The following is an 11179-nucleotide window of genomic DNA, read 5'->3' as shown; positions in this document are numbered from 1 at the left end:
GGGTGAATGACACGCCGCCTTCGCGAGCAGGCTCGCTCCCACAGGGATATGGCGTTAAGGGTGCTTGAGGCTGTTGAGCTTCATCGAGCCAATCAGCAGCTCGCTGTGCTCAAGCTCCGCCAGCCCCGCCGTACTCACCCGCTCCGGCGGATGTCCGGCGCCGTGCTGCAGATAGCTGAGCAGGTTGCCCACCAACGGGTTGTGGCTGACCAGCAAAACATTACTGACGGACACCAATTGCTCGGCGACCTTGTCCGGATCGCTATCCGGCGTCAGCCACTCGACCGTGCGAATCTCCGGCTCGAAACCCAATGCGTCGCGCACGATCTGCGCGGTTTGCTGCGCGCGCAGATAAGGGCTGGCGTAAATCGCCGTCAGCGGCTGGCCCATGAGATGCGCGGCGCTGCTCAGGACTTCTTTACGACCATGCTCGGTCAACTCGCGCTCGGAATCGATCTTCGAGTGAGGCACCGCCTCACCATGACGCAATACCCACAGTTTCATAGTTTGGGCTCCTCATCGCGCACCGGATGCGCGGCCGGGGCGACGGTGTGCGGCGCTTCACCTTCCGGGGTGCGCGGCGCCGGCCAGTCGGCGAACGGCCAGGGCTTCTGGTCACTGTGAAACGTGCCGAAGCGGCCGATCTGCGCGAGGAACTGGCTGAGGCTGTCGCCGAAATTCATCAGGCTGGCGCTCGGTGCGCCGTAGATCAGGCGGTAGATCAGTTGCACCAATACCACCGCGCCGAGGATGAATTGCGCGACTTGCCAGACCAGCAGATAAACGATCATCCACAACACCCGCAGGAGGATGGATTCGTACTGGGTTTCGCTTTTCGGATCGCTCATGGCTTGCTTCCTGTCCGTGTAACAGCTGAATCAGTTGAAACCGCTGGTGGAAATAAAGTCGACGTCGGTTTTCGGCTCGGCACGCATCAGTAGACCGATCACCTGCTCCAGCGTGCGTCCTTCGAACAGGATCGCGTGCAGCCCGGCGACCAGCGGCATGTACACGCCGACTTCCTGGGACTTGGCCTTGAGCACCTTGAGGGTGTTGACCCCTTCGGCGACCTCGCCGAGACGCGACACCGCTTCGTCAAGGCTCAAGCCCTGACCGAGGGCGAAGCCGACCTGGTAGTTGCGGCTCTTGGGCGATGAACAGGTGACGATCAGATCGCCAACCCCGGCCAGACCAAGGAAGGTCATCGGGTTGGCGCCCTGATTCACGGCGAAGCGGGTCATCTCCGCCAAGGCGCGAGTGATCAGCATGCTCTTGGTGTTCTCGCCCATCTCCAGCGCCACCGCCATGCCGGCGATGATCGCGTAAACGTTTTTCAACGCACCGCCCAGCTCGACACCGAAACGGTCGGCGCTGGCGTAAACGCGGAAGGTGCGCCCGTGCAGGGCGGCTTGCACCGCTTTGCACAGTTCTTCGTCTTCGCTGGCGACCACCGTGGCGGTCAGCGCGTGCTCGGCGATTTCCCGCGCCAGGTTCGGCCCGGACAACACGCCGATCCGCGCCTGCGGGGCGATCTCTTCGAGAATCTGGCTCATCAGCTTGAAGGTCTGCGCTTCGATGCCTTTGGTCAGGCTGACCAGCATCTTGCCGCTCAAGCGCTCGGCGTGGGCGGCGAGTACCGTGCGCAAGGCGCTGGATGGCAGCGCGACAAAGCACAGATCGCAGGCATCGAGAGTGGCCTGCAGGTCGGTGACAGCGGTCACCCCCGGGAGAATCTTGATGCCTTTGAGGTAACGCGGGTTTTCGCGGTTGACCCGGATGGCCTCGGCCTGCTCGGGGTCACGCATCCACTGAAGGACTTGATGGCCGTTCTCGGCCAGCAGATTGGCCACGGCGGTACCAAAACTTCCGCCTCCCAGGACCGCGATCGGGCGCTGTTCAGTCATATTCAATCCGTTAATCCATACCAGTGGCGATGCCGGGCATTATACGGGGCGACCCGGTGGCGGCCAGCCCCAGCAACAATTACCGACATTTGTAGGAAGAAGACCGATAAAACCTAGGAAAATGCCTGCAACGTCACTGGAAAAGTCGCAGCCCTCGGTTAACATGCGCGCCAATTCTTCTCTCTGCAGGCTGTGTCGTGTTTTCTGGCCCTCCTTCCCCGCGCTCGCCCCTGTTACTCGCGCTGATGTTCAGCCCGCTGGTGCTGGCGGACGATCTGTTCGTCGACAGCCAGACGCTGCCGCCGGTGCTTACGGCCACGCGCCTGAAGCAGACCCCGGCCGAAGTACCGGGGAGCATGACCGTTCTCGACAGCGAATTGATCAGCGCCAGCGGCGCCCGCGACATCAGCGAATTGCTGCGACTGGTACCGGGGATGATGGTTGGCAGCATCAACGGCAATCAGCCAGCGGTGAATTACCACGGCACCAACGCCAGCGAAGCGCGGCGCATGCAGGTGTTGATCGATGGCCGTTCGGTGTATCGCGCCGGGCTGGCGACGGTGGACTGGAGCGATATCCCGGTAGCGATGGAAGACATTGACCGGATCGAGGTGTTTCGCGGTCCGAACACCGTCAGCTACGGCGCCAATGCGTTGATGGCAGTGATCAACATCATCACTCGCCACCCGGCCGACAGCCACGGCACGCGCTTGAAAATCACCCGTGGCCAGCGTGGCATCAACGACTTTTATGCCAGCCAGGGCACTGGTTGGGATGGCGGCGATCTGCGCCTGTCGCTGTCCGGCCAGGAAGACGACGGTTTCGACAGCGACCGCAACGGCGCCGATTATCGCGACAGTCGGCGCTTGAACCGTCTGAGCTTGGCGGTCAGCCATGATCTCAATGAAGATCAAAGCCTCGACTGGCAGCTCAACGCCAAAGACGGCAGCAATCAGCGGCCTTATACCTACCGCCCGGTGTTCTCTGGGATTACCGACGCCGGGAACAATTCCGACGTGGTGGCCAAGGATTACGCCGGTTCGGTGCGCTGGAACCTCGACATCAATCCCGAACACAGCCTCTATGTGCAAGGTTCGGCGCAGCACTGGGATCGCCAGCAGGTCTGGCGCGCCTGCGATGCCGAAGTGTCGTTCAGCCCTGAACTGACGCAGCTGTGGCAGCTCAACCCGAATTACACCGAACGGCTGGCGCGCAACATCACTCAGTTCACCGGCCCCGGCGCTGCGCCCGGCACGCCGCAGGAAATGGCGCTGGCCAATCAAGTGTTTGAGCAATGGCGCAACGGCGCCAGCCAGACCTTGTGCGGCGATATCGACCAGAGCGCCCGCGAGTCGCGTTACGACCTCGAACTGCAGGACACCCTCAGCCTGGCAGACAGCCTGCGTCTGGTCAGCGGCCTGAATTACCGCTACGACCGCGCCGATTCCGAAACCTACTTCAACGGCACCCTCGACGACACCACCTGGCGCGCCTTCGGCCAACTGGAATGGCGCGCTACCGAGCACTGGCTGGTGCAGGGCGGTGCGATGTTCGAAGACACGCAACTGATCGGCAGTTCGCTGACCCCGCGCTTCGCGGTCAACTACCTGATCAACCCGCGTCACGGCCTGCGCGCGGTGTACTCGGAGGCAATCCGTTCGCCGGACATGTTCGAAAACAACGTCAACTGGAGCTATCAGGTCAGCAACCTGCGACCCTCGGCCTATGGCCAGTCGTCGGCGCGTTATTTCGTCAAGACCCGCGGCCCCGGCGATCTCGATCAGGAACACATGCGCTCGCGGGAATTGGGCTACAACGGCTACTTCGCCGAGCTCGGACTGGCCGTCGACGTGAAGCTGTTCTACGACGAAATCACTGGGATGATCAGCGAGCCGCTGCGCAACAATCAGTACATCGCCAGCAATGCCAACAGCTCGCGCTTTCGCGGCACCGAAACGCAACTCGACTGGCGCCTCAATAGCGCCGACCGTTTGCGTTTGACCTACGCCTTCGTCGACGCCGAGGCGAGCAATCCGCTGGATCAGCAGTTGACCTCGCGCAACAGCGGTTCCGCCGGTTGGCTGCGCAACTGGGGGCATGGCTGGAACAGCGCCCTCTTCTATTACGGTGACAACGCGCTCAACGGCTATCGCTTCGAACGCTTCGACACGCGCATCGCCAAACGCATCGCCATTGGCAAAGCTCAGCTGCAATTGGCCGGCGTGCTGCAACAGCGCCTCGATCATCAGCCGAATACCTTCGTCGACAATAATTACGATGAACGCCGGGTAATGTATTTCAGTGCCGAGCTGGAGTTCTAGGATGCGCAACGGCCCGTCACGGAAGACGCCAACCCTTGGCCACTGGCTGGCGGGGCTCTGCCTGTTCTTGACCGCGTGGCTGCACGGGGTCGCGGTGCAAGCGGCGGATATTTTGTTGACCGGCGCCGAGGAAAGCCCCGGCGTGCAGGCCTTCGTGCAAGCACTGAGTGAACTGCGCCCGACCGACAATGTGCGGTTCCAGCCGCTGGCCAGTTTGCCGGCACCGGGCAAATTACCGGCCAGTCTGCGCTTGATTCTGCTCGACCTGCCCAGCCTCGACTGGCGCCTGCAAGACTCACAAGGCCCATCGACGCTGGTGTTGCGCATCAGCCGCTTGCAGGCGCGCCAGCGTTTCGCCGATGCCCAACCGGCGCGCCTGAGTCTGCTCTGGAGCGACCCACCGCTGAGCCGGCAATTGCAACTGATCCGGCGGATCTTGCCGCAGGCCCGGCGGGTCGGTGTGCTGTTCGATGAACACGGCGAGTTCCTGCTCGACGAATTGCGCGTGGCTGCGCGGCCATTGAACCTGGAGATTGTCAGTCAGCGCTGGGACAACATTCACGACAGCCGTCCGCTGCAAGCGGTGCTGAAAAGCAGCGACGTCTTGCTCGGCCTCGATGACCCCGATCTGTACAACTCGCAAACGGCGAAAAACCTTTTGCTCAGCAGCTACTCGCGGCAGGTTGCGCTGATCGGCCCCAACATTGCATTCGTTCGCGCTGGCAGCCTCGCCAGTACCTACAGCGACCAGAGCGACTGGCTGGCGATTCTCGATCATTTGCTCGATCAGCCCACCAGCGCATGGCCGCGAACGCTTTACCCCGCTCGTTTCAAAGTCTCAAGTAATGCGCAGGTGGCTCGTTCCTTAGGCATCGAACCGTTGAATGAAGCATCTGTCGCCAGTGCCTTGGCCGAAGGAGAGCGCCGCCCATGAATTTCCGCCGCCGTTGGGACATCAACACCCGCACGCAGCTGATCAGCCTCGGCCCGGCGCTGCTGCTGACGTTGCTGTTGATCAGTTTCTTTACCTTCGTGCGCATTCAGGATTTGCGTCAGGAGCTGAACCACACTGGCCAGTTGATTGCCAACCAACTGGCGCCTGCCACGGAATACGGGGTGATCTCCGGCAACAACGAAGTGCTGGAAAGCCTGCTCAAGGCGACACTCGCCACGCCCAACGTGCGCTTTCTCGAAGTGCAGGACAGCGCCAACCGGATCCTGGTGTACGTCGAACAACCGGCCGATAGCCACAGCCGCCCGCACCAGGTCGAAGTGTTCCAGGCACCAGTGCGTTTGCAACGAATCGCCTTGCACAACGATTTCTTCCAGGACGGCAAAGTCAGCAACAGCGCCGCCGGCGAGGATTATCTCGGGCGAGTGATCGTCGGGCTGTCCAATGACGCTTTCAGTCAGCGCCAGCAGGAGATCCTGTTCAAAGCCGGGGTTCTCGCGCTGTTCGCTCTGCTCTTCACCTTCGTCGTCGCCCGTCGTCTGGCCGGCAGTCTGTCGCAGCCGATCCGTGATATTGGCGATGCGGTCAAGGCGATTCAGGAAGGCGACTACAAAACCCCGCTGCCGATTGTCGACGACACCGAACTGGGCGCACTGTCGCAGCACATCAACAACCTTGCTCAGGCGCTGGAGCAGGCCAGTCGCGAACAGCAGCAAGCGATGGCGCAACTGATCCAGACCCGCGAAGAAGCGGAGAAGGCCAACAACGCCAAATCCGACTTTCTGGCGATGATGAGCCATGAACTGCGCACGCCCATGAACGGCGTGCTGGGCATGTTGCAGTTGCTTGAAACCACCGAGATGACCGAGGAGCAGGTCGAATACGCCGCGCTTGCTTCGGAGTCGACCGAGCACTTGCTCAAGGTCATCAATGACATTCTCGACTTCTCGCGAATCGAGCGTTCGGAGCTGGAGCTGGAGCACATCCCGTTCAATCTCGCCGAGCTGATCGGCGCCTGCGCGCAATCGTTCCAGCACAGCGCGGTGCAGCGAGGCCTGGCACTGAATCTGCGCATTCCCGACGACATGCGCGGCTTGCAGGTGCAGGGCGATCCGACGCGGATCCGGCAGATTCTGGTCAACCTGGTTGGCAATGCCTTGAAGTTCACCGAGCAGGGCCGGGTCAGCATCGAGGCGCAATGGCAATCGCTGGACCATGAACTGCTGTGGTTCACCTGCTCGGTGCGTGACAGCGGCATCGGCATTTCATCGCAGAGCCTGGAGCTGATGTTCAATGCCTTCCAGCAGGCCGACAGTTCGATCTCCCGTCGTTACGGTGGCACCGGGCTTGGTCTGCCGATCGCGCGGACGCTGGCCGAACGCATGGGCGGTACGTTGCGCGCGCAGAGTGAGGAAGGACGCGGTTCGGTATTCACTCTGGAAATTCCATTGGCGCTATATAAGCAGGCAATGCCAGCGCTGGCCGCGCCGCGAGCGCCGAACGGTAGTGGTCAGGGTGAAGGACGCCATGTGTTGCTGGTCGAAGACAACCCGGTCAACCAGACCGTGATCGAAGCGATGCTGCGCAGCCTCGGCTTTGCCGTCAGCGTGGCGACCGATGGCGCGCAAGCGGTGCGCAGTGCCGAGGGCAGCGAGTTCGAAGTGATTTTGATGGACTGCCGGCTGCCGATCATCGACGGCTACGAGGCCACGCGGCAGATCCGCGCCCTCCCCGGACGCCGCGATGTGCCGATCATCGCGCTGACCGCCAACGCCTTGCAGGGCGATCGCGAAACCTGTCTGGCAGCGGGGATGAACGATTACCTGGCCAAGCCGTTCAAACGCAATGACCTGCAGCAGATTTTGCAGCGCTGGGTGTCGTAGTGTGGGTCTTTCGACCATCTGCGACTGGCGTGAAAAGCGAAAGTGCGGCAGTCTTAGGCACCCGAACGAGCCCCAAAAGGGGCTTGATTAAAAATTTCAGTGCACAAGTGTACATTCATGTCCTTGGTGCTGTGACTTTCACCACAACGCAATAGTCTATGAGTAGGCTGCCGGTTCGAGGCATGAATGCCTTGAACGGTCGGGAAGATCTGCCCCACCTGCCGCATGGGATTATTGAGGAGCTCGCATGACCAAACAAAACGCCTTTACTCGGGAAGACCTGCTGCGCTGCAGTCGCGGTGAGCTGTTCGGCCCAGGTAACGCGCAACTGCCCGCCCCGAACATGCTGATGGTGGATCGCATCACCCATATCAGCGAAGAAGGCGGCAAGTACGGCAAAGGTGAATTGGTCGCCGAGCTGGATATCAACCCTGACCTGTGGTTCTTCGCCTGCCATTTCGAAGGCGATCCGGTGATGCCGGGCTGCCTGGGTCTGGATGCCATGTGGCAACTGGTCGGTTTCTTCCTGGGCTGGCAAGGCCTGCCGGGCCGCGGCCGTGCGCTGGGTTCGGGCGAGGTGAAATTCTTCGGTCAGGTGCTGCCGACCGCCAAGAAAGTCACTTACAACATTCATATCAAACGCGTCCTCAAGGGCAAGCTGAACATGGCCATCGCCGATGGTTCGGTCAGTGTCGACGGACGCGAAATCTACACCGCCGAAGGCCTGCGCGTCGGCGTGTTCACCTCCACTGACAACTTCTAAGGGTTATTCGCATGCGCCGCGTCGTTATCACTGGTCTGGGCATCGTTTCGTGCCTGGGCAATGACAAAGAGACCGTCTCCGCTAACCTGCGTGCAAGCCGCCCTGGCATCCGGTTCAACCCGGAATATGCTGAAATGGGTCTGCGTAGCCAGGTTTCCGGCTCCATCGACCTCAACCTTGAAGAGCTGATCGATCGCAAGATCTATCGCTTCGTCGGTCATGCAGCGGCTTACGCCTACCTGGCCATGAAAGACGCCATCACTGACTCCGGCCTGACCGAAGAGCAGGTGTCCAACCCGCGCACCGGCCTGATCGCTGGTTCCGGTGGTGCTTCCACGCTGAACCAGATGGAAGCGCTGGACATCCTCCGCGAGAAAGGCGTGAAGCGCGTTGGCCCATACCGTGTAACGCGGACCATGAGCAGCACCGTTTCCGCTTGCCTGGCCACGCCATTCAAGATCAAGGGCCTGAACTACTCCATCGCTTCTGCCTGCGCCACCAGTGCTCACTGCATCGGTACCGCCATGGAACAGATCCAGATGGGCAAGCAGGACATCGTCTTCGCCGGTGGCGGTGAAGAAGAGCACTGGAGCCAGTCGTTCCTGTTCGACGCGATGGGCGCCCTGTCCAGCAAGCGCAACGACACCCCGGAACAAGCTTCCCGCGCCTACGACAAGGACCGCGACGGTTTCGTCATCGCTGGCGGCGGCGGCATGGTTGTCGTTGAAGAGCTGGAACATGCTCTGGCCCGTGGCGCGAAGATCTACGCCGAGATCGTTGGCTACGGCGCAACGTCCGACGGCTACGACATGGTTGCCCCAAGCGGCGAAGGCGCGATCCGCTGCATGCAGCAGGCGCTGTCCACCGTCGACACCCCGATCGACTACCTGAACACCCACGGCACTTCGACTCCGGTCGGCGACGTTGCGGAAATGAAAGGTGTGCGTGAAGTGTTCGGCGACAAGGCTCCAGCGATCAGCTCGACCAAGAGCCTGTCCGGTCACTCCCTGGGCGCCGCCGGCGTGCACGAAGCGATCTACTGCATGCTGATGATGGAAGGCAACTTCATTGCCGGCTCCGCCAACATCGACGAGCTCGACCCGGAAGTGGCCGATCTGCCGGTGCTGACCAAGACCCGCGAGAACGCCACCATCAACACCGTGATGAGCAACAGCTTCGGCTTCGGCGGCACCAACGCCACGCTGGTACTGAAGCGCTGGGAAGGCAAGTAATTCCCCGCTGCTGAGCCACACCTGAAAACGCCCCGACTGGTTCGGGGCGTTTTTTTTGCCTGAAAATTAGCTAGGACACCGCTGATCTCTGTGGGAGCTGGCTTGCCAGCGATAGCGGAGTGTCAGGCAACGGAGATGTTTGCTGTGCCGACGTCATCGCTGGCAAGCCAGCTCCCACAGGGTTTCAGGGTGTTCTGGAGATGAAACTTCTGTCATGAAACTTACTAGCCTGCGACCGAATGTCGCGGTTTACGCGGCCTGCAGCTTTGTTGCGAAATTCGCAACAACACCTTGCGCCAATTGGCAGTTTACTTAGCTGACTAACAAATCCTATAACAGAGTCCTGCACACGCCTTGGTGCAGTAACTTGAGATCTGGAGCTAGCAGATGACTGTAAAAGTAACTGAACGCGACGATTCACACATGTCCCACGAAGGCCTGGCCGCCGGCATCCGTATCTGGGATGTGCATCAACAAGACTTGCTGGTCGGCATGTTCCACAACGAGATCGATGCCCACAACTACAAGGCTGAACTGGAAGTGCAGGAACAGCAAAGAGAACTGAAGTCCGCCTGAAACAACACAGCATTTGAAAACGACAAACCCCGCCATGAGCGGGGTTCGTCGTTTTTACAGCCGTGGATTTACCACATCAGATCATCAGGGATCTGGTACGCCGCGTACGGATCGTCCTCAGCGTTGACCTCCTCAGTCTGCACGTTGAGCTGGACGATGCGCTGCGGGTCGCGCTCCTGGATCTTCAGCGCCGCTTCACGGGGGATCACTTCATAGCCGCCGTTGTGGTGCACGATCGCCAACGAACCGCTGCTGAGCTTGTTGCGCATCAGCGTGTTGACCGAGATGCGCTTGACCTTCTTGTCGTCGACGAAGTTGTAGTAGTCCTCGGTGGTCAGCTTGGGCAGACGCGAGACTTCGATCAACTGCTTGACCTGCGCGGCGCGGGCCTTGGCCTCGGCTTTCTCCTGCTGCTGACGGTTCAGTTCCTGGTCGCGCTTGACCTTCTCGGCCATGGCTTCCTGGGCGGCGCGCTGCTGCGAATCGTCCAGCTCGGCCTGGCCTTTGTGGGCCAGGCGCTGTTGCTTCTGCTTGTCTTTGCTGACCTGCTTGGCCTGCTTTTGGTTGACCAGGCCTGCTTTGAGCAACTGGTCGCGAAGGGAAAGGCTCATCAATGCTTACTCACTTGGGCAACGGCTCAGCCGCAGCTGGGCTCATTCTTTTCCTGGCGTTTGGCTTCGCCCCACAGGGCGTCCAACTCTTCGAGGGTGCAATCTTCCATGGGACGGTGGGTGTCGCGCAATGCCTGTTCGATAAAACGGAAACGTCTTTCAAACTTGCCGTTGGCGCCGCGCAAGGCGGTTTCCGGATCGACCTTCAGATGCCGGGCCAGATTGACCACGGAAAACAGCAGATCGCCGATCTCGTCGGCCACCGCCACCGGATCGTTTTCGGACATGGCTTCGAGCACTTCATCGAGCTCTTCGCGCACCTTGTCGAGCACCGGCAAAGCGTCCGGCCAGTCAAAACCGACCTGCCCGGCGCGCTTCTGCAACTTGGCTGAGCGCGACAGTGCCGGCAAGGTGGCCGGCACGTCGTCGAGCAAGGACAACTGCTCGGGCGCCGAGGCTTTCTCGGCACGCTCTTCGGCCTTGATCTCTTCCCAGCGCTGCTTGACCTGCTCTTCGCTCAAGCGCGGCACGTCGAGCGGCGCGTACAGGTCGCCCGTCGGGAACACATGCGGATGACGGCGGATCAGTTTACGCGTGATGCTGTCGATCACCCCGGCAAATTCGAACCGCCCTTCTTCCTTGGCCAACTGGCTGTAATACACCACCTGAAACAACAGATCGCCCAACTCGCCTTGCAAATGGTCGAGATCGCCACGCTCGATGGCATCGGCCACTTCATAGGCTTCTTCGAGGGTGTGTGGGACGATGGTCGCGTAGGTTTGCTTGATGTCCCACGGACAACCGAACTGCGGATCGCGCAGACGGGACATCAGATGGAGCAGGTCTTCGAGGCTGTACATCATTTTTCTGTCTCACCACAAAACCATTGTGGGAGCGAGCCTTCTCGCGAAAGCGCTGTGTCTGCAACAAAGATGTC

Annotated in this window: 11 protein-coding genes; 6 read left to right on the top strand and 5 right to left on the bottom strand. The window is 60.7% G+C overall.

Annotated elements, in window-relative coordinates; all coding sequences use genetic code 11:
• Positions 1-54: 54 nt before the first annotated feature.
• The 3 genes from sixA to ACV8MC_RS14015 are packed head-to-tail and all read right to left on the bottom strand — an operon-like array spanning position 55 to position 1904.
• Positions 55-504: a phosphohistidine phosphatase SixA gene (sixA, locus tag ACV8MC_RS14025; protein WP_150637596.1), complete on the bottom strand. Its 450-nt coding sequence runs from the start codon at positions 502-504 to the stop codon at positions 55-57.
• Positions 501-848, bottom strand: coding sequence for a DUF4389 domain-containing protein (locus ACV8MC_RS14020; RefSeq protein WP_041479590.1), 348 nt, complete (start codon positions 846-848; stop codon positions 501-503). The genes sixA and ACV8MC_RS14020 overlap by 4 nt, the downstream gene beginning before the upstream one ends.
• Positions 849-878: 30 nt before the next feature.
• On the bottom strand, positions 879-1904 hold the full coding sequence (locus tag ACV8MC_RS14015) for an NAD(P)H-dependent glycerol-3-phosphate dehydrogenase (RefSeq protein ID WP_024013958.1): 1026 nt from the start codon (positions 1902-1904) through the stop codon (positions 879-881).
• A gap of 245 nt (positions 1905-2149) precedes the next feature.
• Between ACV8MC_RS14015 and ACV8MC_RS14010 the strand changes: the two genes are divergently transcribed.
• The 6 genes from ACV8MC_RS14010 to ACV8MC_RS13985 all read left to right on the top strand — a co-directional run bounded on the left by ACV8MC_RS14010 (position 2150) and on the right by ACV8MC_RS13985 (position 9631).
• The gene (locus ACV8MC_RS14010; protein WP_457262322.1) at positions 2150-4225 is read left to right on the top strand and encodes a TonB-dependent receptor plug domain-containing protein; all 2076 of its coding nucleotides are present in this window, start codon (positions 2150-2152) and stop codon (positions 4223-4225) included.
• Position 4226: 1 nt separating this feature from the next.
• The gene (locus ACV8MC_RS14005; protein ID WP_056788143.1) at positions 4227-5159 is read left to right on the top strand and encodes a hypothetical protein; all 933 of its coding nucleotides are present in this window, start codon (positions 4227-4229) and stop codon (positions 5157-5159) included.
• Positions 5156-7060, top strand: coding sequence for an ATP-binding protein (locus ACV8MC_RS14000; RefSeq protein WP_457262321.1), 1905 nt, complete (start codon positions 5156-5158; stop codon positions 7058-7060). The genes ACV8MC_RS14005 and ACV8MC_RS14000 overlap by 4 nt, the downstream gene beginning before the upstream one ends.
• 247 nt (positions 7061-7307) lie before the next feature.
• Entirely contained in the window at positions 7308-7823 is a 516-nt protein-coding gene (fabA, locus tag ACV8MC_RS13995; RefSeq protein ID WP_024013962.1) for a 3-hydroxyacyl-[acyl-carrier-protein] dehydratase FabA, read from the top strand.
• Positions 7824-7834: 11 nt separating this feature from the next.
• Positions 7835-9055, top strand: a complete 1221-nt coding sequence (fabB, locus tag ACV8MC_RS13990; protein ID WP_016773647.1) for a beta-ketoacyl-ACP synthase I — start codon at positions 7835-7837, stop codon at positions 9053-9055.
• A gap of 387 nt (positions 9056-9442) precedes the next feature.
• Complete coding sequence (locus ACV8MC_RS13985) at positions 9443-9631, top strand: hypothetical protein (protein ID WP_016773646.1); 189 nt, start codon at positions 9443-9445, stop codon at positions 9629-9631.
• A gap of 68 nt (positions 9632-9699) precedes the next feature.
• Here the strand turns inward: ACV8MC_RS13985 and ACV8MC_RS13980 are convergent, their stop codons facing one another.
• Together ACV8MC_RS13980 and mazG are read right to left on the bottom strand one after the other, a co-directional pair.
• A complete protein-coding gene (locus tag ACV8MC_RS13980; RefSeq protein WP_016773645.1) occupies positions 9700-10242 on the bottom strand; it encodes a DUF2058 domain-containing protein in 543 nt (180 codons plus the stop codon).
• A 26-nt stretch (positions 10243-10268) separates the two neighbouring features.
• Positions 10269-11102, bottom strand: a complete 834-nt coding sequence (gene mazG / locus ACV8MC_RS13975; RefSeq protein WP_024013963.1) for a nucleoside triphosphate pyrophosphohydrolase — start codon at positions 11100-11102, stop codon at positions 10269-10271.
• Positions 11103-11179: the final 77 nt, after the last annotated feature.

This window comes from Pseudomonas sp. PK-RTE-24 (assembly GCF_054052265.1).
Note: the sequence above shows the minus strand (reverse complement) of the source record. Positions and strands in the feature narration are given on the sequence as shown.